Here is a 21767-nt window from a genome sequence, read left to right as displayed (position 1 = left end):
CGTCGGGCCATGTACGTCCGGGACGCCAAGAACAGAGACGAGGCCTGGTTGCTCGACCACATCGAGGAGATGGCCCTGGACGATGTCGCCTTCAGATCCCGGGATTACGTCATCGCGGTCGACGAGGAGACAGACGAGCGGGCGGGGTTCGGCCGCGTCCGCATCCACAAGACCGAGGACGGCGACTACTGTGAGCTAACGGGTGTCGGCGTGCTGCCCGCGTGGCGCGGTCAGGGAGTGGGAGCACACGTCGTCGAGCGCCTCGTCGAGACGGCGGCTACAGAGGAGTTCGACGTCGTCTACTCGGTGACCGACCAGCCGAACTACCTCGTCCAGTTTGGGTTCGAACCGGTCGAGTCGGACGCCCTTCCGGCGCGGATACGCGAGCGACTGGCGGAGAAACGGGAGTCGGTCCAACCCGACGCCGTCGCGACACGCCTCGACGTCGACACGTTCGAGATGCCCGCACAGTTGCGGGAGGCGTTCAAGAACGCCAGCCCCCACGAGGTGGGCGCGGAGTCGACGGAGGCCGACGCCGAGGACTTCGGGATCGATCCGGACAGCGCGACCTACAAATACGACACCGGGCGCTAGGTCCGGTCTTCGAGGAAGTCGGTGCTGAACGCCAGCCACGCGAGCACCGTCGAAAAGAGGATCGGCGGGAGGATGGCAAAGGCCCAGAGGGGTTCGATCCCCCAGAACAGCAAGAGGAGAACGTCGGCGAGCCCTAGCAACAGGAAGGGCGTCACCGCGAGCAGTGCGCGCCGGCGGTTCGGCGTCGGCGCTTCGCTCTCGGAGAGTGCCATAGTTAGAGTCGTCGTTGCGCGAGTAAAAGTCCCTCGGGTACGCGTCGGGGACAACCCCTATGCGCCCATAGCGAGTACGGGCGCGGCATGACCGACGAACTCGTCGAACGCGCTCGGGCGGCCCTCGACGCCGCGTACGTCCCCTACTCCGACTACCGCGTCGGCGCGGCGCTTCGGACCGCCGACGGCACCGTGTTCACCGGCTGTAACGTCGAGAACGCGAACTACAGCAACAGCCTCCACGCTGAGGAAGTCGCGCTCGCCGAGGCGGTCAAACGCGGTCACCGGTCGTTCGACGCCCTCGCCGTCGCCTCGGGCGCCCGCGACGGCGTAACTCCTTGCGGAATGTGTCGGCAGACGCTCGCGGAGTTCTGTGACGACGACCTGCCGATTCGCTGTGACGAGGGTGACGGGCGCGTGAGCGAGTACACCCTGGGCGAACTGCTCCCCGCCGCCATCGACACCGGAACCCTCGAAGCTGCGGAACGTGGCGGAAAGTAGCAAAATAGCCAACGTTCGGGCATTGTAGTCAGATATAGCAAAATACCTTAAACAGTATTACCGATATGGAATACATACCCACAGCAGCTTTTTATGCTGTGGATGACACCGTACTATCAGGATGAGCCTCAGTAGTCGATCCACCGATCCGTCCGAGCTAGCCGCCTGTCCGTCCTGTGAAAACGAGGTACTGAACGTCCAAGGGATCCACGCCTGTTCGAGCTGTAGTTGGGTCGTCCCCGAGTACCAGTAACCGGCAGTCGAGCGTCGCCCACCGCAGTTATTTTCGCCCCGTCGCCGTAGGGGCTTGCATGGTAGACGAGAGCGAGCGCCAGTACCATCTCGAAGTCGCGCCGGGGGATGTCGCCGAGACGGTGTTGCTCCCCGGTGACCCCGACCGGGTCGACGTCGTGACCGACCGCTGGGACGACGCGGAGACGGTCGCAACCCACCGCGAGTACCGCACGGCGACCGGAACGTACGAGGACGCGCCGCTCTCGGTCACCTCGACGGGTATCGGGAGTCCCTCCGCCGCCATCGCCGTCGAGGAACTCGCGCGCGTCGGCGCGGAGACGTTTCTCCGGGTAGGCTCCTGTGGCGCCATTCACCCCGAGATATCGGTGGGCGACTTGGTCATCACGACCGGCGCGGTGCGGGGTGAGGGAACGAGCAAGGAGTACGTCCGGCCGGAGTATCCAGCCGTCGCGGACCACGCGGTCGTCTCGGCGCTGGTAGCGGCCGCCGAACGCCTCGGGTACGACTACCACTGTGGGATCACCCTGAGTACGGACAGTTTCTACGCCGGCCAGGCGCGCCCGGGGTTCGAAGGGTTCGAGGCGCCGGGAAGTGGCTCGTTGCTCGACGACCTGCGGGCGGCGAACGTCAAGAACATCGAGATGGAGGCGAGTGCCGTGTTGACACTCGCGAACCTCTATGGCCTCCGGGCAGGCGAGGTGTGTACCGCCTTCGCCAACCGGACGACGGGCGAGTTCCGGACCGAAGGGGAAGGCCGAGCCGCGGAGGTAGGCAGCCTCGCGGCCGCGCTCCTCCACCGGATGGGAGAGCGACGCGAGACGGCGGACGCCGGGGCGTGGCACGCCGACCTCTCGCTGTAGTCGTCGCCGTTCGGCGCCGTTTCAACACCCCTATAACGTAGGGATTCAGAGTGCTCGTCATGACCGCTCAGGTCGTCGTTCTCGGGTCTGGGTACGCCGGTGCCGGCGCCGTGACTTCCTTCGAAGAAGCGTCGGACGACAGCGCCGACCTCACCTGGATCTCCGAGCACGACTATCATCTCGTTCTCCACGAATCTCATCGCGTCATTCGAGACACGAACGTCGCCTCCAAGATCTCGATCCCTGTCGACGAGATCAAGTCCCCAGATACGACGTTCAAACAGGATCACGTTACAGAGATCGACGTCGACGAACGAGAGGTTCACCTCCGTGACGGCGAACCGGTTTCGTACGACTACCTGCTCGTCGCGCTGGGGAGTCGCACCGCCTTCTACGGTATCGAAGGGCTTGAGGCGTACGCCCACACCCTCAAGAGTCTCGACGACGCCCAGGAGATCCATCACGATCTGTCCGACGCGGTGGCCGGGGCCACGCGGTCGGACCCCGCACAGGTCGTCGTCGGCGGGGCCGGTCTCTCGGGGATCCAGTCGGCCGGCGAAGTCGCCGCCTACCGGGACGAACACCGCGCGCCCGTCGAGGTGACACTCGTTGAGGGACTCGACGAGGTGCTCCCCGGCAACGATCCCGAACTCCAGGGAGCGCTCCGCAAGCGACTGGAGGCTGCCGGAATCGACATCATGACCGGCGAGTTCGTCTCGAAGGTCGACGAGGACACCATCTACGTCGGCGGTGGCGAAGACGAGGAGCCGACCGAACTCGACTACGACGTGTTCGTCTGGACCGGCGGCATCACGGGACAGGACGAACTCACGAGCACGGCCGTCGACAAGGACGACCGGAGCAACCGGATGTACGCCGACCGCGACTTCCAGACGAGCGACGACCGGGTGTTCGCCATCGGCGACACGGCGATGATCGAGCAGGGACCCGAGGACTTCGCCCCCCCGACCGCACAGGCCGCCTGGCAGGCAGCCGAGGTCGCTGGCGAGAATCTCGCCCGCGCAGCGCGCGGCGAATCGCTCCGGACCTGGACCTACAACGACAAGGGGACACTCGTCTCCGTCGGCGATAAGGCGGTCGCCCACGGTGTCGACCCGCTCCCCGTCGACACGTTCGGCGGCATCGGTGCCGAACTGCTGAAGAAAGCCGTCGCCGCCCGCTGGATCGCGGACGTCTCTTCTATCGGCCGGGCTATCGACGCCTGGTCGGACATGTAAGCGGTGGCGGCAACGGACGGGACGACGACCGTCGAGTCGCTCAGTGGTCGGTCGGTTCCGCGGGCGCCCGCATGTCGTCGATGCGGAGGATCAGAATGTTGTCGGTGTCGTCTTTGCCGTCGACCGTCCCGTCGATGACGAGTTTCGAGAGCGGCGTGGGACCGACACGCACCTCGTCGCCTTCGTGGAACTCCCGGACCGAGCCCTGAACGTGGATCTCGGCGCGACACAGATCGGGGTGGTGAACCGACGAGAGGTCAATCTCGCCGATGTTCGCCGTGTCGACGGGTTCGCCGTTGTGAAGTAGAGGGACGGCGGCCGGTTCGTCCATCTGGTCTACGTCGAGAGCCTCGAAGGCGCTGGCTGTCGGCTTGTACCCGCCTTTTGGCCCTGGTACGCCCTCGACGAGTTGGAGGGCTTTGAGACTCTGCATCTGGTTACGGATCGTGCCCGGGTTTCGGTCGACCTCGTCGGCGATATCCTCTCCTTTCACCGCGTCCTCGGTCTCGCGGTGCAGGTTGATGAGGGCCGTCAGGATCGTCTTCTGACTCGAAGTCAGTTCGATTGATGACATGGCTTTAGGTTGGTGACTAGCGTTATTAAATTCGATGGATGTGCGAAAACAGCGTCCGATTTTCTCCCCCCCGTCAGGGTGAACGCAGTACAGCTTTGGGTCTGTCGGGATTTCACCCCGCGCCGGGCGGAAAAACGCACCCTCGCAGGGGTAGCGCGGGAAGACACGGTTCGATTCCACCGTCGACACCGACCCGTCTTGTACGATCCCGCCCTGCCAGGCACGGACGAGACGGGTCGCATCCCGGTATCGACTACGGCGCGAGTCGCCGCGGCGTCGACACGGAGCCTCGGCGTGCGACATGCCGAGTGCGCCGGGCGAACGAATGCCAGCGACGGTCAGGCGTCGTCGAGTTCACCCTCGCCCGTCCGCTCGGCGGGGATCACGGCCACCGAGGCGACGGTGTCGCCGGCCGCCAGGTCCATGACAATGACGCCCATCGTGTTCCGCCCAACCGTCGAGACGTCCTCGACGGGCGTGCGGATGATCTGGCCGTCCTCGCTCATCACCACGAGGTCGTCGCCGGGGCCGACAGCGTCGATGGCGCAGGTCGGCCCGTTGCGGTCGTTCGTCTTGATGTCGATCAGTCCCTTGCCGTAGCGGGACTGTTGGCTGTAGGCGTCGACCGGCGACCGCTTGCCGTAGCCGTTGTCGGTCACCGACAGCACCCAGTCGTGATCGGCGGGGTCGGCCGCGGCCACGCCGACGACGTGGTCTCCGTCCTGCAACTTGATGCCGCCGACGCCGCGGGCGTCCCGACCCATCGGCCGGACCTCGCTCTCGTCGAATCGGATGCTCATTCCGTTGGCGGTGGCGACGATCAGGTCGTGGTCACCGTCGGTCAACTCCACGTCCACGAGAGCGTCGCCCTCGGCGAGGCGGATGGCCCGGATGCCGGTCGAGAGGATGTTGCCGAACTCGTCGACGGCGGTGCGTTTCACGCGGCCGTCGCGGGTCGCCATGGTGAGATAGCGGTCCGCGTCACCCTCTAGACTCTCGCAGTCGACGACCGCCTCGATCTCTTCGCCGTCATCGAGATCCAGGAGGTTCACGGCCGACTTGCCGCGGGCCGTCCGGCCCATCTCGGGCACCTGGTAGGTCTTTAGCTTGTACACCTGTCCCCGATTGGTGAAACAGAGCAGGTAGTCGTGGGTGTTCGCGAGGAAGACAGAGGAGACACGATCACCCTCCTTGAGGTCGGCGCCGATGATCCCCTTGCCGCCGCGGTGTTGGGGGTCGAACGTCGACAGCGACATCCGCTTGATGTAGTCGTCCTCGCTGACGACGACGAGGGTGTCCTCCTGGGGGATGAGGTCCTCGTCGGTCACCTCGCCGTCGTCCTCGATGACCCGGGTGCGGCGCTCGTCCGCGTACTCGGCTTTGATCTCGCGGAGTTCGTCCTTGATGACGCCGAGAAGTTCGGACTCGTGTTCGAGAATCTCCGATAACCGTCTGATCCGCGCCTGTACCTTCTCGTACTCCTCTTCGATGGCGGCCGTCTCCATCGAGGTGAGGCTGCCGAGTTGCATGGCGACGATGTGGTCGACTTGGTCGTCAGAGAAGTCGAAGGCGGCTTTCAGCGCCGCCTTCGCGGCGTCACGATCCGCGGCGTCCTGGATGAGTTCGACCACCTCGTCGGCGTTTTCCAGGGCCGTCAGTCGCCCTTCGAGGATGTGGGCGCGGTCCTCCGCCTCGGCGAGGTCGAACTCACTCCGGCGGCGCACGACCTCGCGGCGGTGATCGAGGTAGACCGAAAGCGTCTCCTTGAGGTCGAGCACTTTCGGCTGCCCGTCCACCAATGCGAGATTGATGACGCCGAAGGTCGTTTCGAGGTGGGACTCGAGCAACTGGTTTGTCACCACGTCCGGGTTCGCCCCCCGCTTGAGTTCGATCACGATGCGGATGCCGTCGCGGTCGGACTCGTCGCGCAGGTCGCGCACGCCGTCGAGTGCTCCCTCGTTGACGTCGTCGGCGATGCGTTCGATCAGGCGTGCCTTGTTCGCCTGGTAGGGAAGTTCCGTGACGACGATTCGGTCGTCCAGCGTCTCCATCTCGGCGCGGACGCGGAGACGACCTCTGCCCGTCTTGTACGCCTTGTAGATGGCGTTACGGCCGACGATGTTCGCGCCGGTAGGGAAGTCGGGCGCGACGACGTGGTCCATCAGGTCCTCGACGGTGCACTCGGGGTTCTCGATGAGGTGGATCGCCGCGTCGATTACCTCGCCGAGATTGTGCGGTGGCACGTTCGTCGACATGCCGACCGCGATGCCCGAGGAGCCGTTGACGAGCAGATTGGGGAAGGCCGCGGGCAGGACGTCGGGTTCTTGCTTCCGGCCGTCGTAGTTCGTCGAGAAGTCGACGGTGTCTTTCTCGATATCCGCGAGCAACTCCTCGGCGATGGGCGACATCCGGGCCTCGGTGTAGCGCATGGCCGCCGGCGGGTCGCCGTCGACCGAGCCGAAGTTACCCTGACCGTCGACCAAGGGCGCACGCATCGAGAAGTCCTGGGCCATCCGTGCCAGCGCGTCGTAGATGGCGCTGTCCCCGTGGGGGTGGAAGTCACCCATCGTCTCGCCGACGACGGAGGAGGACTTTCGGTGGGACGCCCGGGAGGTGACCCCCGCCTCGTGCATGGCATAGAGGATGCGCCGGTGGACGGGCTTGAGGCCGTCGCGGGCGTCGGGGAGCGCCCGTCCCGCGATGACCGACATCGCGTAGTCGATGTAGGACTGCTCCATCTCCTGTTCGATCCGGGCGGTGTCGACCCGACGGGCCGGCGCCACCGAGTCCTCGGGCACGTCCGAGCTCATATGTCCACCCACTCCGCGTCGCTCGCGTTCTCCTTGATGAACTGTTTACGCGGCTCGACCGCATCGCCCATGAGGATCGAGAACATGCGGTCGGCCGCCGCCGCGTCCTCGACGGAGATGCGCTTTAGAATCCGGTTTTCGGGGTTCATCGTCGTTTGCCAGAGCTGATCGGGGTTCATTTCCCCCAAGCCCTTGAACCGCTGGACTTGGTCGGCCTCGCCGTTACACTTCTCCTCGACGATCCGGTCGCGTTCGGCCTCGCTCATCGCGTCGTAGGTTTCTCCGCGGTATCTGACGCGGTAGAGCGGGGGTTGGGCGGCGTAGACGTACCCACGCTCCAGCAGCGGCTTCATGTGTCGATAGAGGAGCGTAAGCAGGAGGGTGCGAATGTGGGCGCCGTCGACGTCGGCGTCCGTCATCAGGATGATCCGCTCGTAGCGGGCCTCCTCGATGTCGAACTCCTCGCCGATGCCGGTGCCGATGGCGGTGATGAGCGCCCTGATCTCGTCGTTCTCTAGGATGCGGTCCAGGCGGTGTTTCTCGACGTTCAGAATCTTCCCCTTGAGTGGGAGGATAGCCTGGAACTCCCGGTCGCGACCCTGTTTGGCGCTCCCGCCCGCGCTGTCACCCTCGACGACGAACAGTTCGGACTTGCCGGGGTCCTTTGACTGACAGTCGGCGAGTTTGCCGGGCAGGGCCGTCGACTCGAGGGCGCTCTTGCGCCGGGTGAGTTCCTCGGCCTTTTTCGCCGCCTGGCGGGCCTTCGCCGCCTCGACGGCCTTGCCGACGATAGCCTGTGCCGTACTGGGATTCTCCTCGAAGAAGGTGCCGAGGTGTTGGTGGACGGCACTCTCGACGATACCCCGAACCTCGCTGTTGCCGAGTTTGGTCTTGGTCTGTCCTTCGAACTGCGGGTCGGGGTGTTTCACCGAGATGACGGCGGTCAGTCCCTCGCGGACGTCCTCGCCTTTGAGGGTTCCGTCGAGGTCACCCAGAAGGCCGTTGTCGGTCGCGTAGTCGTTGACGACACGCGTAAGCGCCGTCTTGAACCCCGTCAGGTGGGTACCGCCCTCGCGGGTGTTGATGTTGTTGGCGAAGGCGTGGATCGACCCCTGGAGTTCGTCGGTGGCTTGGAGGGCCACCTCGACGGAGATGTCCTGTGCCTCGTCGTCGAAGTACACGACCTCGTCGTGGAGTGCGGTCTTGGTCTCGTTGAGGTACTCGACGAACTCCCGGATACCGCCCTCGTAGCGGAAGGCGACGGCCTCGCCGTCGCGTTCGTCGGTGAGACCGATCTCGACCCCGGAGTTGAGGAAGGCGAGTTCCCGGAGGCGCGTCGACAGCGTCTCGAAGACGAAGTCGGAGGTCTCGAAGATGTCGTCGTCGGGCCAGAAGCGGACGGTCGTCCCCGTCTCCTCCTCGGGGGCGAGGTCACGTACCCGTTCGAAGCCATCTTCGACTGGTTCGCCCCGCTCGAATCGGTGGGTCCAGACGGCCCCGTCGCGTTTGATTGTGACCGCCAGTTCCGCGGAGAGGGCGTTGACGACGCTGACCCCGACGCCGTGGAGGCCACCGGAGACCTGATACGACTTGTTGTCGAACTTGCCGCCGGCGTGGAGGACGGTCATGATGACCTCGACGGCCGGTCGGTCGTACTCCGTGTGGGTGTCGACCGGGATGCCGCGGCCGTTGTCCGAGACGCTCACCGAGTCGTCCTCGTGGACGGTCACGTCGATGGCGTCACAGTAGCCCGCCAACGCCTCGTCGATGGCGTTGTCGACGACTTCGTAGACGAGATGGTGGAGGCCGCGTGTATCCGTCGACCCGATGTACATCGCCGGCCGCTTCCGGACGGCCTGGAGGCCCTCCAAGACCTGTATCTGTCCGGCTCCGTACGTTTGTTCGTCAGCCATAGAATCTACACGAGTTAGATGGCCACGACCCTTAAACACTCGCACGCGTGCGCGCGACAACAATTACGATTACACCAAGACGAAGTTCGGATTTCGATTCGACAAGCTGAGTTCGTCGTTCTCCGGGTACACCGGCCACGACCCGTTGCGTTCGGCGGGACAGCCCGGTCGGCCGCGCTCGGGCGCGCCCGGCGTTCCACTTTCACCCCGCTGGCGGTGGCCTTTTAAACGTCGTCCGGGTAGGGGGCGCACGGATGACATCGTTCCAGTCGACGCTCGGCGAGGACGGGGGCATCGCCGAGGAGTTGGCCGAGAACCAGCGGGCCATCTCCATCGCCGAGTTTTTCGAGAAGAACAAGCACATGCTCGGGTTCGACTCCGGGGCCCGGGGGCTGGTGACCGCCGTCAAGGAGGCGGTGGACAACGCCCTCGACGCCACGGAGGAGGCCGGCATCGCCCCCGACATCTACGTCGAAATCGCCGAGGCCGACGACTACTACCGGCTCATCGTCGAGGACAACGGGCCGGGGATCACGAAAGAACAGATTCCGCGGGTGTTCGGCAAACTGCTGTATGGCTCCCGATTTCACGCGCGCGAACAGTCCCGCGGCCAGCAGGGGATCGGGATCTCGGCGGCCGTGCTCTACTCGCAGCTCACCTCCGGGAAACCCGCCAAGATCACCAGCCGAACGAGGGGCAGCGCCGACGCCCAGTATTTCGAACTCGTCGTCGACACCGACGATAACGAACCTGAGATCCGGAACGAGCAGACCACCTCGTGGGATCGACCCCACGGGACGCGGATCGAACTGGAGATGGAGGCGAACATGCGGGCCCGCGCGCAACTGCACGACTACATCAAACATACGGCGGTCGTCAACCCACACGCCCGGGTCGAACTCCGGGAACCGGGCCTCGACGAGCCACTGAAGTTCGAGCGCGGCACCGACACGTTGCCCGACGAGACGGAGGAAATCCGCCCTCACCCACACGGCGTCGAACTCGGGACGCTCCTGAAGATGCTAGAGGCGACGGAGTCGTACTCGGTATCGGGCTTTCTGCAGGAGGAGTTCACGCGCGTCGGCAACAAGACGTCGACGAAGGTGTGTAACCGCTTCCGGGACCGCCACTTCGGCCGAGAGATGGCGTGGGGGACGCCAGCCCCCCACGACGAGGCCGACATCGAGGACGCCCTGATCGACGCCGTCGCCAACAAGAGCGCCGCCGCGACCGACTGGTTCGCGGCGCGCGTCGAGGAGACGGTCGGCGACCGGGAGCGCATCTCCCACCACGAACTCGTCGAAATCGTCGGGAACCTCGCCGACGCGGCCGAGGCGGAGTTCGACGAGACGTTCGGCGAAACGGTGCGTGAAAACGCCGTCGACGCGGCCTGGGCGGAGTGTACCCGGACCGATCTTCTGACCACGACCCTGTACGAGCGGATCGACAACGCGACGAGCACCCGGAAGGACGACGCGACGGTACAGGGCGTGGCCGAACGCCTCGCGGATAAGTTCGCCGCGACCGACGACCCGCGCCACCGGGCGACCCGCGACGAACTCGTGGCGTACGTCGACCGCTCGGCGGATCGGATCGAGGAGGCTACCGAGGCCACGTTCGGCGACACCGCCCGCGAGAACGTCGTCGAAGCCTGCTGGGCGATCATGCAGACAGTCCCGGACGACCTCCCGAAGGTGAAGACGGTCGCCGACGACCGAGACACTGCCTCCGAGTTGCTGGAGGCGATGCGCGCGACGGATATCCTCGCTCCCCCGACGGACTGTCTCTCGCCGATCACGGCGGACCTCGTCGAGGCTGGCCTGCGAAAGGAGTTCGATGCCGACTTCTACGCGGCCGCGACCCGCGACGCCGAGGTCCACGGTGGCGACCCCTTCATCGTCGAGGCGGGCATCGCCTACGGCGGCGAGTTAGAGAGCGACGGCTCGGCCAACGTGATGCGCTTTGCCAACCGCGTGCCCCTCGTGTACCAGCGCGGCGCGTGTGCCATCACCGACGTGGTCAAGGATATCGGCTGGCGGAACTACGGCCTCGATCAGCCGGGCGGACGCGGCCTCCCCTCCGGCCCCGCGGTGGTGATGGTCCACGTCGCGTCGACGAACGTCCCCTTTACCAGCGAGTCGAAGGACGCGGTGGCGAACGTCCCCACAATCGAAGACGAGATCGAACTCGCTATCCGCGAGGCCGCCCGAGAGCTGAAATCCTACCTCAACCGCCGGCGGTCGCTAGAGAAACGCCGGCGCAAACAGGAGGTACTGGGACGAATCCTCCCCGAGATGGCGGACAAGCTGGCGGCGGTGACCGGACAGGAGCGCCCGAACATCGACGGCGCACTCGGACGCATCATGAACAACGTCCTCGTCGAGCGGACGGTCGAGGAGGGGGCGGTGACACTCGCGGTGCGGAACCACTCCGAGCGAAAGGAGGAACTCGACGTGACCGATATCGTCGATCAGGAGCCGACGGCGGTGAGCGACGGTGCGTCGGTGGTCGACCTCGACGACGAGTGGTTCGTGCAGTGGTCCCCGTCGGTGTCGGCGGGTGAGACAGCCCAGCTCACCTACGAGGTGAGCGACGGCGACGGGGCGACCTTCGACGTCGACGTCGAGGGAATCGAAGGCGAGAAGCTCACGGTGGATACATGAGTACCCAAGACGAACGCGCACGGCGGCAGTTGATCGACCTCGCGGCGGCGTTTTACGACCAATTCGACCAGGGGGAGGTCCCGGAGATGACGCTCCCGACGCGGACGAAAAGCAACATCGAGTACGACGAGGACAGCGGCGTGTGGGTCTACGGTGACCGCACCTCGACGCGCTCGGCTAACTCCGTGCGTGGCGCTCGGAAGCTGCTGAAAGCCACCTACACAATCGACTTCCTCGCCCGCCAACTGGAGGAGGGGCGTTCCTCTACTCTCCGTGAACTCTACTACCTCTCGGAGTCGTGGGACTCCGACGAGGCGGCCTTTGCCGATCAGGACGAGTCCAACCAACTGATCGAGGACCTCGAAATCGTCTCGGACGTGACCCGCGAGGACTTCCACATGCGGCCCGAGGAGTCGGGCGCGACGCTGATGGGTCCCCTGGAGTTGCGCGAACAGACCCGTCGTGGCGAACGCGAGATCCACTGCCAGAAAGACGTCGGTGAGGGTGGCTACCAGATTCCGAACAATCCCGATACGATCGACTTTCTGGATCACGATATCGAGTTCATCCTCTGTGTCGAGACCGGCGGTATGCGAGACCGTCTCGTCGAGAACGGCTTCGACACCGACTACAACGCCCTGATCGTCCACCTGAAGGGACAGCCGGCGCGGGCGACCCGCCGAATCACCAAGCGTCTCCACGACGAACTCGACGTGCCGGTCGTGGTCTTTACCGACGGCGACCCCTGGTCGTATCGCATCTACGGCTCAGTCGCCTACGGCTCGATCAAAAGCGCCCACCTCTCGGAGTATCTCGCCACGCCGGAGGCGGACTTCGTCGGCATCCAGCCCGAGGATATCGTCGAGTACGACCTGCCGACCGATCCCCTCGCCGACTCTGACGTGAACGCCCTAGAGTCGGAACTCGACGATCCACGCTTTACCACCGACTACTGGAAAGAGCAGATCGAACTCCAACTCGACATCGGGAAGAAGGCCGAACAGCAGGCGCTTGCCTCCCGCGGGCTCGATTTCGTCACCGACGAGTACCTGCCCGAACGGCTGTCCGAGATGGGCGTATTATAGACTAACATACACTTATTCGTTCGGGCGACGTACCGGGAGTATGCAGTTCGAATTCGACATCGAGCGGCTGCGTCACCTGCCCGAGACGCCGCTCAAGGCACTCCGACGCTCGTTCTGGTGGGTCCGCAAGACGTTCTTCTCGAAGCCCAAGCCCGAGAACCCGGCCGTCGTCGTCGCGATGGACGAGTCCGAGGCGGAGGCGTTTCTCGGCGAGCGCTTCTTCGAACCGGGCTGGGAGCTGTCCTACAGCTACCGCAACGAAATCGTGAACGTGCGGCGAGTGCGATACGTCCGCGACCACCCGTCGGGGATGCACTGGTGGCAGACCCACATCCGCGGCTACAGCCACCCTGACGGCCTCGAACTCGCGGCTCACGTCGAACCCGAACCCGCCGAACACCCCGACGCTCACGTCTCCGGAGACTACATCGACGTGCCACGGGGGAACGCGACGCTCGTCGGCATCTTGGAGGAAGCGAACGTGGAGTTCCGGCGGATCGGTGACTGGGAGGGGACGGACGCCGCGTCGCCGGACTCGACGGTCACTGTGGACGCCGGCGCCTGATACGGTTTATGATGCATCGGTACCAGTGGGTCGCCAGACCGTCTCGGCGACCCACCGGCACACAGTCAAGATACTCCGTATGAGCCGCTATGCCCACCCTTCGTCGAGGACGACCGGAACCCCGCGGCCGGCAACGTCGGCCGCGAACGCCCGCGCGTCCGCCGCGAGGAACGACTGCGTGTCGTAGTGGATCGGACAGACGAGATCCGGATCGAGTCGCTCGGCGAGGGCGGCGGCCTCGTGGCGATCCATACAGACCGACCCCGAGATGTTCGCGAGAAACAGCGACACGTCGAGGCCGTCGTGGTGAGGGAGGGCGTCCGAGTCGCCCGGCCAGAAAACCGGGGTCGGAGCGTCCCCGACGACAAAGCGGTAGCCGACGCCGGACCCTTTCGGATGCATAACCGAGCCGTCCGGGTTCGCCTGCGGTCCATCGGGGTCGTTGTACGCCGGGAGGCTCCGAACGGGGACGCCCGCGGCCTCGATCCGGTCGTCCTCGCCGATCCGGCGCAGGTCGTACCCCTCTTCGGCCGCCAGCGTCTCGGGTGACGGCGGCCGCCCGGCGCGGTCGGCGTCGACGCCCTCGTAGACGACGAGCGTGGCGTCCGGCGCTGCAACGCGACGGACCCCGTCGGGATCGTAGTGGTGATCGTGGGTGACGAGCACCACGTCGCCGTCGCGGGCGTCGTATGCGGGGCCGTCGGGGTGACGGGTGTCGACCCCCGCGGGTGGCTCCCAGTCGCCGGTCACCACGCCGTACCGGCCGGGGTCGGTGTAGACGACCGTCTCGCCGTCGTCGACGCGGGCGGTGGCGTAGCCGAGCCAGCGCACGCGGAGGTCACGGTGGCGGATCATACCGGGGATACTCGGCGGCGGGTCAAAAACGGTCGGTCGAAGGGGCTACTCGCCCGCCAGCCGCTCGATTCGCGACAGCGAGTCGGCGTCTGCGGGTCGCTTGTCCTCGCGGACGGCGACGAACCGGGGAAAGCGGAGCGCGTAGCCCGATCCGTAGGTGGGCGACGCCTGAATCTCCTCGTAGCCGACCTCGAAGACCACCGCGGGATCGAGTGTCACCTCGGTCCCGTCCTGGTGTTGGATCAGCGGCTCCAGTAAGTCGCTCAACTCGGCTAGTCGCTCGTCGGAGATGCCCGTTGCCACCTTGCCGATGGTGACGAAGTCGTCGCCGTCGGGGGCGTCGTTTCGGGCCGACAGGAGGAAGGTGCCGAGGTGGTTCGCCCGCCGTCCCTCGCCCCACTCGGCGCCCGTGACGACCAGATCGAGCGTCTCGACCTCCGGTTTCCGCTTCAGCCAATTTTGTCCCCGTTTGCCCGGCGTGTACGCCGAGTCGGGGTTTTTCAGCATGATCCCTTCGTGGTCCGCCGCCAGCGCCTCGGTCTCACGGGCCGCGACGGTGTCGGGGTCGGCGGTGATCGTGAGCGGAGAGACGCCGGTCGGGAGCACCGATTCGAGGTGATCGCGGCGGTCCCGGAGTGGGGTATCGAGCAGGTCCGTCCCGTCCGCGTGGAGGCAGTCGAACGCCCGCAGTTCAATGGCTACCTCCTCGCGCATCCGGGCCACGTCGTGTTTGCGCCGGAACCGACGGAGCACCGCCTGGAAGGGGAGCGGGTCGCCGTCGTCGTCGACGGCGAGTGCCTCGCCGTCGAGGATGACCGGCACGTCGACCGCGTCCTGAACGAACTCGACGATTTCGGGAAGCGCGTCGGTCACGTCCGCCATATTCCGGGAGTAGACAGCCGTCTCGCCGTCGGGGTCGTGGTGGACCTGGACCCGCGCGCCGTCGAACTTCGTCTCGACGGCGACGGCCGCCCAAGCGTCGAGGGCGTCGTCGGCGGTGCCAGTCTGGGCCAGCATCGCCCGCACCGGCCGGCCGACGGTCAGCGCCACGTCCGCCAGTCCCGCTTTCCCCTCGTCGCGAGCGCGGACCGCCACCGCGCCGTAGTCGTTGGTCACCTGGAGTGCGTTCTCGACGGCGTCGACGGGCACGTCGAACGCCTCGGCGATGGCGTCCCGAACCGTTCCCTCGCCAACGCCGATCCGCATCTCCGAGAGGACGAGACGGGCGAGATACCGAGTCGCGAGCGGATCGGCGCGGTTGAACAGGCCGAACAGGGTGTCGACCTTTCGATCCTGGCTTCCCGACCCGTCGGCGCTCGCCAGCGCCCGCAGGCGGTCGTCCACGTCGGCGACGGTGAGGGGGTCGGGGTCGGCGGCACCGAAGGCGGCGAGACCGCGCTGTCCGCCCGTCTCGAGCGACTCGGCGACGGCCCCGATGTCGCCCGTTTCGGCGAGGCGGTCGGCCACGTCGTCGGCGGTCACGTTCGGGCCGGCGGCGCGTGCGAGCGCCGTATGACAGAGCTGTGGCCCGACGTCGAGTGTCGTTCCGTCCCAGGCGGGGACGATCCGCCCGAGCAGGAGTCGGACGACAACGGGTAGGTCGTCGCCAGCGTCGGCGAACAACCCCGCGACCAGCGACGTGATTTCGAGGTCCGCCGTCTCGGCTTCGACGGCGGCGACGCGGTCGGCGAACTCCGAGAACTCCATGCCGAACGGTTCGACGCCGCGATTCCTGAGACTATCGGTTCCGTCGCGAGGGGTCATCACCGACTCCGGAGCGGGTCGGGGTGCACAACCCCTTTTACCCACGGTACCGTACATAACGGTATGACGTTCCAACCCGGAAGTGACCTCGACGACGAGGACGTACAGTCGCGTGTCGATGCGGCCATTGACGAAAACGACGTGGTGCTGTTCATGAAGGGGAACCGACTGATGCCCCAGTGTGGCTACTCCAAGCGGGCGCTCGAACTGATCGACCAGTATGTCGACGACTTCGAGACAGTCGACGTGTTGCCGGCGCTGCCGGAGTTCCGGGCGGCGCTCGAATCCCACAGTGGGTGGGAAACGACGCCACAGACGTACGTCGAGGGGGAGTTCGTCGGCGGGAGCGACGTGCTCGCGGAACTCGACGAGCGGGGCGAACTCGAGACGACCCTCGCCGGCGAGTGACGGGGCGACGTGTTCGCCGCGCAACGGGAACAGTAGGTCATATAAGCATACGCCCCGTACGTCCCCGTAGACGGGCGTAGTGGCGCTACCCTCGCCGAGAACAAACTATGTCAGGCCGCGTATATCGACTCCATTCGACGCTCGAACTGCCACTCGAAGACGTGCAAGACTATTTCGAGGGGGATCCCGAACTCCCTCCCGAAATCGCCGACGTGACAATCACTCGACGAAACAACACACTCATCCTGAAAGCCGCCGCCGAGGACGAGGACCTGAGCAAATACACCCCGACCGCCCAACTCAAAGCCAGCGTCACCGAGACGCGGGTCTACGAGGAGGAGCCGCCGCGTGCCGGCGGCCCGTGGCAGGAAGAGGAGGAGGAGATCCCCTCGGAACTCGTCGAGTTCGCCTGCTTCAAGGGCGACCGCGAGACGGTGCTCCAGAACACGGCGCTCCAGTATCCCATGTTCCTCGTGTTGCGAGACATCGCCCGAATGTCCGAGAAGGGGACGCTGACCGCCATCGTCGAAGAGGACGACGAACTCAAGGCGACACGGATCGTGGAAGGCGAGGAGCGGCCCGCCTCGGTCGAAGTCGTCGAGAACCCCAGCCAGTCCCAAGCCGAGAAAAACGGCGTCAACTGGCGGGACAACGACTTCATCTCGGAGTAATCGGCAGTCGGCGCAGCCACGTGGCGACGGCCCCTGCACAGGCGTAACCTGTCGGTGACGATGACCGTCGCTCCCGGAACCGCCAGCTTTTATTCTCGACGTTCGGTACGGTCGACATGGACCAGTTGCGGCAGTCGCTCCTCGACGCGCCGATCATCGAAAAAGGGGATTACGAGTACTTCGTCCATCCCGTCAGCGACGGGGTTCCGATGCTTCGCCCCGAACTCCTGCGGGAGATCGTCATCAAGATCATCCGAAAGGCCGACCTAGAGGACATCGACAAGATCGTCACGCCGGCGGCGATGGGCATTCACATCTCGACGGCCGTCTCGCTGATGACCGACATCCCGCTGGTTGTGATCCGGAAACGACAGTACGGCCTCGACGGCGAGGTGTCGCTGTCGGCCCAGACCGGCTACTCCGAGAGCGAGATGTACATCAACGACGTGGAGGCGGGCGACCGAGTGCTCGTCCTCGACGACGTGCTCTCGACGGGCGGGACGATGAAGGCGATCCTCGACGCCCTCGAACACATCGGCTCCGAGGTGATCGACGTGGTCGCGGTGATCAAGAAGGCTGGGCCGAACGACCTGGACGACGCCGGCTACAGCGTCAAGACGCTGATCAACGTTACCGTCGAGGACGGCGAGGTCGTTATCGTCGACGCCCACGGAGACGGGTAACCGTCACAGCCCGACGGCGTCGGGTGGTTCTACTGACCGATGGGTATTAGTGCGCACCGCCGTTTTGAAGAGGTATGCCGTCTGGTAACGACCGCCGAGGTACGTCGGGCACGGCGGAGCGTCGGGGCCGGCGGGGACGCCGCGACGTGTTGAAACTGCTCGGAGCGACGAGCGTCGCCGGGTTGGCGGGCTGTTCGGGGAACGGCGAGGGCGACGGTGGCGACGGGAACGGGGCGTCTACGGAGAGCGCCACCCGGAGCGTCGGCGGGACTTACGTCTCTGCGTCGAGCGTCGACGCACAGTCGCTCAACTGGCTAACCATCGCCGACGCTACCTCCGGTTCGTTTGTCACCGCCACGCTCGATGGAATCTGGGCGATCAAACCGAACCGCGAAATCTTCCCGCTCTGGGGTGACTACTCCACCGACGACGGGCGAGTCTACGAGATACAACTCCGCGACAACCTGGAGTGGGGGGCGGGCTACGGCCAGATGACCGCCGACGACTGGGTGTACATGATCCAGAACGTCTTCCAAGCCCGGCCCAACTGGAGCGGGTATCCCAACGCCGCCGACTGGTTCCGGACGAATCCCGAGTCGGGGCAACGAGAGCCGATTCCGGTCGAGCAGACGGGCGAACTCACCTTCGAGATCAGGCTGTTCGAGGTCGACCCCTCGCTTCCGTTCAAGCCGATTCTGTGGCGGCAACAGTGCATCCCGCGGGGCATCTTAGAGCAGTACGTCGAGGATCAGGACGCCGAGGGACTCCAGCAGGACGAGGAACTCAACACGCTCGCGTACGCCGGCAACCTCGGCCCGTACACGTACGACACATGGGAGCGATCCGCACGGTACACGGTTACCCGCAACGAGGACTACTACCTCCAGGACGTGGAGGGAGTCCCGGATCGGTTCGCGGAGGCGCCGTACTTCGATCAGCAGACGGTGCGGGTCATCAGCGAGGAGAGCACGCGCTTGGGCGCGCTGGAGTCGGGGGAGGTGGACTCCTCGGGTATCCCCCCGGACAAGGCCAACCGGTTCGAGAACCTGCCGAACGTCACTGTCAACGTCACGCCACAGCCGTACCTCCGTATGATCGTCTACAATATGCGGTCGAACGGGTGGGAGCCGTTCCGCTCGAAGGCGGTTCGGCGGGCGCTCGGCTTCGCGGTGAACAAAGAGAGCGTCGTGCAGAACGTCCTTCGAGGGTACGCGGACGTGGCTCAGACGATGCAACCGGAGTGGTCGGACTGGTACGACGACAGCCAGGTCGAGGAGTTCGGCGTCGGCGACCGGTACGGCCCGGAGGAGACGCGTACCCGCCTCGAATCGGCGCTGTCGGGCACCGAGTACGGGTACGACGGCGAGCGCCTCGTCGACGGGTCGGGCGAGCAAGTCACCCTCTCCATCTACTACGACTCCGGCCAGCCGACCGAAGGCACCATCGCGGAGTTCGTCGCCCAGGAGTTCGGTGAGAACGCCGGCATCGACGTCCAACCCGAGGCCGTCTCGTCGTCGACGTTCCAGAGCAACTACGTGCAGACGTCGGCCCCCGACGGGACCGACCCCGAGTGGACCGCGGGAACGTTCAACGGCGGCCCCCGTGACGTAGCTACCAGCGCCGACTCGTGGGACATGTCGATAAACCTTCAGTTCAACACCTACCCCTTCACGCCGGCCTCCAGCAAGGGCTTTTTCGAGCGGCGTGGCGGCATCAACTTCTACGGCTACTATCCGGACGAGGACATCTCGGCGCTGTACGAGGAGGCGACCGCCACGACCGACGAGGAGCGGCGCCGTGAACTCTTCGGCGAGGCGTTCGGCCTCATCAGCGAGGAACAGCCCTTCGGCTTTCTCGCCATGCCGTCGAGCGTGACCGGGTACGCCGAGTCGGTCAGGGGGTACGACGAGGAGTTCAACACCGGCTGGGACTCCCAGGCGTGGTACTTCGCGTGATCGGGAGGCGACCGGACCGGTGAGTATGCGCTGGTACGTGGTTCGGCGGGTGCTGTGGGCGGTGGTCGCGACGTTCCTCATCCTCTCGGTTACGTGGGGGCTCCTCGCGGTCACGCCGAATCCCGCGGCCGAGCAGATGCAGTTCCAGGCCGCCGCCAGCGGCGGCTCCGCCGAGGCCGCCGAGGAGGCCTTCGAGGCCCGCCGCGGCCTAGATCGCTCCCCGTGGGTTCGCTATCAAGAGTATATGACCAACATGGTGACGCTCAACTGGGGGTGGTCACAGAGCCGCTCGCAACCCGTCATCGAGGCCATCGCCGCGGCGCTACCCTATACGGCTATCTACTCGGTGCCGACGACAATCCTCTCGATACTCTTGGGGCTGGCCATCGGTCTCTACTCCGCGACCAATCAGTACACCAAAAGCGACTACGCGGCAACCTTCTTTGCCTTCTTCGGATACGCCATCCCCAACTTCTGGTTCGGCATCATCCTCCTGTTGGTCTTCGGGGTCCAACTCGGCTGGTTCCCCGTCGTGTTCGACTCCGACATTCCATTTTTCAGCCTCGGGATGGCCCGCCAACTCGTCCTGCCGGTCGTCGTGCTGGTGACGGGGACCATCGCGGGCGTGATGCGCTACTCCCGCGCCGAGGCCTTAGAGTACGTCGAGGCGGAGTTCGTCAAGACGGCCAAATCGAAGGGAGCGGACGGCTACCGCATCCTCACCCGCCACATCCTGCGGCCGGCGGCGGTCCCGCTGATGACCATTCTCGTCGGAGACATCCTCGGCATCTTCCTCGCGGCCTCCTATCTCGTGGAAGTGGTCTTTGGCATCCCCGGTCTCGGCCAACTGTCGTACAACGCCATCCTCGCCCAAGACACGTCGCTGGTGCTCGGGACGACGCTCATTTTCACCTTCGTCTCGGTCGTCGGCAACCTCGTTCAGGACGTGGCGTACACCGTGCTGGACCCACGGATCGACTACGGTGATCGCTGATGGCGGGGGAGTCAGACACCTTCGAGTCCGTCGACTGGGAGGAGACCGGGGGACGATTCTCGACGCTCTCGCGGCGGGACCGCTGGGCGCTCGCGACTGTCGTCGGACTGCTCGCCGCCTTCGTCTACGACTACGCAATTTTGCCCGCCGACCGCCCCACGATCACAGTCCCGGTGGAGTGGAACGTCACACAACTCGACTGGCTGTTCGTCTCGACGCTGCTTGCGCTCCTGCTCTATGTCGCCGTCCCGCTCTACAACAACCGCCGGCTGACCGCATACTACTGGCGAGAGTTCCGCAAGAACCGCATGGCTATCCTGAGCCTAGTGTACTTGCTCGTCGTCTTCCTGATCGGCGTGGTCGGGCCGCTGTTTCTGGACAAGCCGGTGCTGGCGGTCGAACGGGCCTACCAGCCGCCGGTGTTCACGAGCGTCGACGCCGCGGTGCCGGTCGACTGTCTCGGCGCCGTCGTTGAGGGCCGCTGCCAGGGAACGATGGCCCACCCGCTGGGCACGACCGGCGACGGCAAGGACATCCTCGTCCTCGTCGTCTACGGGATGCAGGTCAGCATGAAAGTCGGGCTGATCTCGACGCTCCTGGTGGTGACCATCGGGACGGCTGTCGGCACCGTCGCCGCCTACGGTGGCGGGCTAGTCGACGAACTGCTGATGCGCTATGTCGACGTGCAACTTGTCTTTCCCGCCTTCTTCCTCTATCTCCTGCTCACCTACCTCTTCGGGGGGAGCCTGTTCATGTTCATCGTCATCTTCGGGCTGACGGGGTGGGGTTCCATCGCACGCCTGGTTCGCTCGGAGGCGCTCCAGCGCGCCGAGGAGGAGTACATCACGGCCGCCCGGAGCGCCGGCGCCGGAACGCTCTATGTCATCCGCCGACATCTGATCCCTAACGTCTCGAACAGCGTCATCACCGCGGCGACGCTGCTGATCCCCGGATTCATTCTCTTCGAGGCATCGCTCTCCTTTCTCTCGCTTGGCGACCCGACCGTCCCCTCGTGGGGACAGGTGATCGCCACCGGGCGGGGCGACCTCTCGACGGCGTGGTGGGTGTCGACGTTCCCCGGCGTCTTCCTCTTTACGACCATCCTCGCGTTCAATTTCATGGGCGACGCGCTGCGCGACGCACTCGACCCGCGACAGGAGACATAGC

Annotated in this window: 20 protein-coding genes; 14 read left to right on the top strand and 6 right to left on the bottom strand. The window is 65.5% G+C overall.

What is annotated here, in order from left to right:
* Positions 1–9 precede the first annotated feature (9 nt).
* The gene (locus NO878_RS02260; RefSeq protein WP_256404337.1) at positions 10–594 is read left to right on the top strand and encodes a GNAT family N-acetyltransferase; all 585 of its coding nucleotides are present in this window, start codon (positions 10–12) and stop codon (positions 592–594) included.
* Here NO878_RS02260 and NO878_RS02255 read toward each other — a convergent pair.
* Positions 591–806, bottom strand: coding sequence for a DUF8142 family protein (locus NO878_RS02255; protein WP_256404336.1), 216 nt, complete (start codon positions 804–806; stop codon positions 591–593). The two genes, NO878_RS02260 and NO878_RS02255, sit on opposite strands and share 4 nt — an antisense overlap.
* An 87-nt stretch (positions 807–893) precedes the next feature.
* On the opposite strand from NO878_RS02255, the gene cdd reads away from it, so the two are divergent.
* The 4 genes from cdd (at position 894) to NO878_RS02235 (ending at position 3660) form a co-directional block, all read left to right on the top strand.
* Complete coding sequence (cdd, locus tag NO878_RS02250; protein WP_256404335.1) at positions 894–1307, top strand: cytidine deaminase; 414 nt, start codon at positions 894–896, stop codon at positions 1305–1307.
* Positions 1308–1428: 121 nt separating this feature from the next.
* The gene (locus tag NO878_RS02245) at positions 1429–1560 is read left to right on the top strand and encodes a hypothetical protein (RefSeq protein ID WP_256404334.1); all 132 of its coding nucleotides are present in this window, start codon (positions 1429–1431) and stop codon (positions 1558–1560) included.
* 58 nt (positions 1561–1618) lie between these two features.
* Entirely contained in the window at positions 1619–2422 is an 804-nt protein-coding gene (locus NO878_RS02240; RefSeq protein ID WP_256404333.1) for a nucleoside phosphorylase, read from the top strand.
* Between the two features lie 59 nt (positions 2423–2481).
* On the top strand, positions 2482–3660 hold the full coding sequence (locus NO878_RS02235; RefSeq protein WP_256404332.1) for an NAD(P)/FAD-dependent oxidoreductase: 1179 nt from the start codon (positions 2482–2484) through the stop codon (positions 3658–3660).
* Between the two features lie 40 nt (positions 3661–3700).
* Here the strand turns inward: NO878_RS02235 and NO878_RS02230 are convergent, their stop codons facing one another.
* The 3 genes from NO878_RS02230 to gyrB form a co-directional block, all read right to left on the bottom strand.
* On the bottom strand, positions 3701–4234 hold the full coding sequence (locus NO878_RS02230) for an Rrf2 family transcriptional regulator (RefSeq protein WP_256404331.1): 534 nt from the start codon (positions 4232–4234) through the stop codon (positions 3701–3703).
* A 338-nt stretch (positions 4235–4572) separates the two neighbouring features.
* Positions 4573–7044: a DNA gyrase subunit A gene (gene gyrA / locus NO878_RS02225; RefSeq protein WP_256404330.1), complete on the bottom strand. Its 2472-nt coding sequence runs from the start codon at positions 7042–7044 to the stop codon at positions 4573–4575.
* Positions 7041–8957, bottom strand: coding sequence for a DNA topoisomerase (ATP-hydrolyzing) subunit B (gene gyrB, locus NO878_RS02220; protein WP_256404329.1), 1917 nt, complete (start codon positions 8955–8957; stop codon positions 7041–7043). The genes gyrA and gyrB overlap by 4 nt, the downstream gene beginning before the upstream one ends.
* Positions 8958–9211: 254 nt before the next feature.
* Between gyrB and NO878_RS02215 the strand changes: the two genes are divergently transcribed.
* From NO878_RS02215 to NO878_RS02205, 3 genes are read left to right on the top strand one after another with little or no spacing between them, the layout of a single operon-like run.
* Positions 9212–11620, top strand: a complete 2409-nt coding sequence (locus NO878_RS02215) for a DNA topoisomerase VI subunit B (RefSeq protein ID WP_256404328.1) — start codon at positions 9212–9214, stop codon at positions 11618–11620.
* The gene (locus NO878_RS02210) at positions 11617–12705 is read left to right on the top strand and encodes a DNA topoisomerase IV subunit A (RefSeq protein ID WP_256404327.1); all 1089 of its coding nucleotides are present in this window, start codon (positions 11617–11619) and stop codon (positions 12703–12705) included. Before NO878_RS02215 ends, NO878_RS02210 begins: the two co-directional genes overlap by 4 nt.
* 40 nt (positions 12706–12745) lie before the next feature.
* Positions 12746–13270, top strand: a complete 525-nt coding sequence (locus NO878_RS02205) for a hypothetical protein (protein ID WP_256404326.1) — start codon at positions 12746–12748, stop codon at positions 13268–13270.
* 87 nt (positions 13271–13357) lie between these two features.
* Here NO878_RS02205 and NO878_RS02200 read toward each other — a convergent pair whose 3' ends face one another.
* A complete protein-coding gene (locus tag NO878_RS02200) occupies positions 13358–14125 on the bottom strand; it encodes an MBL fold metallo-hydrolase (protein WP_256404325.1) in 768 nt (255 codons plus the stop codon).
* A 45-nt stretch (positions 14126–14170) separates the two neighbouring features.
* Positions 14171–15832, bottom strand: a complete 1662-nt coding sequence (gene ligA, locus NO878_RS02195; protein ID WP_256405449.1) for an ATP-dependent DNA ligase LigA — start codon at positions 15830–15832, stop codon at positions 14171–14173.
* A 120-nt stretch (positions 15833–15952) separates the two neighbouring features.
* Here ligA and NO878_RS02190 point away from each other — a divergent pair, with 120 nt between their 5' ends.
* From NO878_RS02190 to NO878_RS02165, 6 genes are all read left to right on the top strand, one after another.
* A complete protein-coding gene (locus NO878_RS02190) occupies positions 15953–16297 on the top strand; it encodes a glutaredoxin family protein (RefSeq protein ID WP_256404324.1) in 345 nt (114 codons plus the stop codon).
* 107 nt (positions 16298–16404) lie between these two features.
* Positions 16405–16968 (top strand): DUF7110 family protein, encoded by a 564-nt coding sequence (locus tag NO878_RS02185; RefSeq protein ID WP_256404323.1) that lies wholly within the window; start codon positions 16405–16407, stop codon positions 16966–16968.
* A 116-nt stretch (positions 16969–17084) separates the two neighbouring features.
* Positions 17085–17651 (top strand): hypoxanthine/guanine phosphoribosyltransferase, encoded by a 567-nt coding sequence (hpt, locus tag NO878_RS02180; protein ID WP_256404322.1) that lies wholly within the window; start codon positions 17085–17087, stop codon positions 17649–17651.
* A gap of 74 nt (positions 17652–17725) precedes the next feature.
* Positions 17726–19606, top strand: coding sequence for an ABC transporter substrate-binding protein (locus tag NO878_RS02175; protein ID WP_256404321.1), 1881 nt, complete (start codon positions 17726–17728; stop codon positions 19604–19606).
* 25 nt (positions 19607–19631) lie between these two features.
* Entirely contained in the window at positions 19632–20600 is a 969-nt protein-coding gene (locus NO878_RS02170; protein ID WP_256404320.1) for an ABC transporter permease, read from the top strand.
* Positions 20600–21766, top strand: coding sequence for an ABC transporter permease (locus NO878_RS02165; protein ID WP_256404319.1), 1167 nt, complete (start codon positions 20600–20602; stop codon positions 21764–21766). Before NO878_RS02170 ends, NO878_RS02165 begins: the two co-directional genes overlap by 1 nt.
* The last annotated feature ends 1 nt before the right edge of the window (position 21767 follow it).

The organism is Haloplanus ruber, from assembly GCF_024494725.1.
Taxonomy (GTDB): domain Archaea; phylum Halobacteriota; class Halobacteria; order Halobacteriales; family Haloferacaceae; genus Haloplanus; species Haloplanus ruber.
This window is presented reverse-complemented; position numbering and strand designations above follow the sequence as displayed.

Bases quoted from the DNA above. Each gene is read 5' to 3' on its own strand.
- ligA (WP_256405449.1), bottom strand. From the start codon at position 15,832: ATGGAGTTCTCGGAGTTCGCCGACCGCGTCGCCGCCGTCGAAGCCGAG.
- NO878_RS02260 (WP_256404337.1), top strand. From the start codon at position 10: ATGTACGTCCGGGACGCCAAGAACAGAGACGAGGCCTGGTTGCTCGAC.
- NO878_RS02240 (WP_256404333.1), top strand. From the start codon at position 1,619: ATGGTAGACGAGAGCGAGCGCCAGTACCATCTCGAAGTCGCGCCGGGG.
- NO878_RS02200 (WP_256404325.1), bottom strand. From the start codon at position 14,125: ATGATCCGCCACCGTGACCTCCGCGTGCGCTGGCTCGGCTACGCCACC.
- NO878_RS02175 (WP_256404321.1), top strand. From the start codon at position 17,726: ATGCCGTCTGGTAACGACCGCCGAGGTACGTCGGGCACGGCGGAGCGT.
- NO878_RS02190 (WP_256404324.1), top strand. From the start codon at position 15,953: ATGACGTTCCAACCCGGAAGTGACCTCGACGACGAGGACGTACAGTCG.
- NO878_RS02185 (WP_256404323.1), top strand. From the start codon at position 16,405: ATGTCAGGCCGCGTATATCGACTCCATTCGACGCTCGAACTGCCACTC.
- NO878_RS02255 (WP_256404336.1), bottom strand. From the start codon at position 806: ATGGCACTCTCCGAGAGCGAAGCGCCGACGCCGAACCGCCGGCGCGCA.
- NO878_RS02165 (WP_256404319.1), top strand. From the start codon at position 20,600: ATGGCGGGGGAGTCAGACACCTTCGAGTCCGTCGACTGGGAGGAGACC.
- NO878_RS02235 (WP_256404332.1), top strand. From the start codon at position 2,482: ATGACCGCTCAGGTCGTCGTTCTCGGGTCTGGGTACGCCGGTGCCGGC.
- hpt (WP_256404322.1), top strand. From the start codon at position 17,085: ATGGACCAGTTGCGGCAGTCGCTCCTCGACGCGCCGATCATCGAAAAA.
- cdd (WP_256404335.1), top strand. From the start codon at position 894: ATGACCGACGAACTCGTCGAACGCGCTCGGGCGGCCCTCGACGCCGCG.
- NO878_RS02215 (WP_256404328.1), top strand. From the start codon at position 9,212: ATGACATCGTTCCAGTCGACGCTCGGCGAGGACGGGGGCATCGCCGAG.
- NO878_RS02245 (WP_256404334.1), top strand. From the start codon at position 1,429: ATGAGCCTCAGTAGTCGATCCACCGATCCGTCCGAGCTAGCCGCCTGT.
- NO878_RS02170 (WP_256404320.1), top strand. From the start codon at position 19,632: ATGCGCTGGTACGTGGTTCGGCGGGTGCTGTGGGCGGTGGTCGCGACG.
- NO878_RS02210 (WP_256404327.1), top strand. From the start codon at position 11,617: ATGAGTACCCAAGACGAACGCGCACGGCGGCAGTTGATCGACCTCGCG.
- gyrB (WP_256404329.1), bottom strand. From the start codon at position 8,957: ATGGCTGACGAACAAACGTACGGAGCCGGACAGATACAGGTCTTGGAG.
- NO878_RS02230 (WP_256404331.1), bottom strand. From the start codon at position 4,234: ATGTCATCAATCGAACTGACTTCGAGTCAGAAGACGATCCTGACGGCC.
- NO878_RS02205 (WP_256404326.1), top strand. From the start codon at position 12,746: ATGCAGTTCGAATTCGACATCGAGCGGCTGCGTCACCTGCCCGAGACG.
- gyrA (WP_256404330.1), bottom strand. From the start codon at position 7,044: ATGAGCTCGGACGTGCCCGAGGACTCGGTGGCGCCGGCCCGTCGGGTC.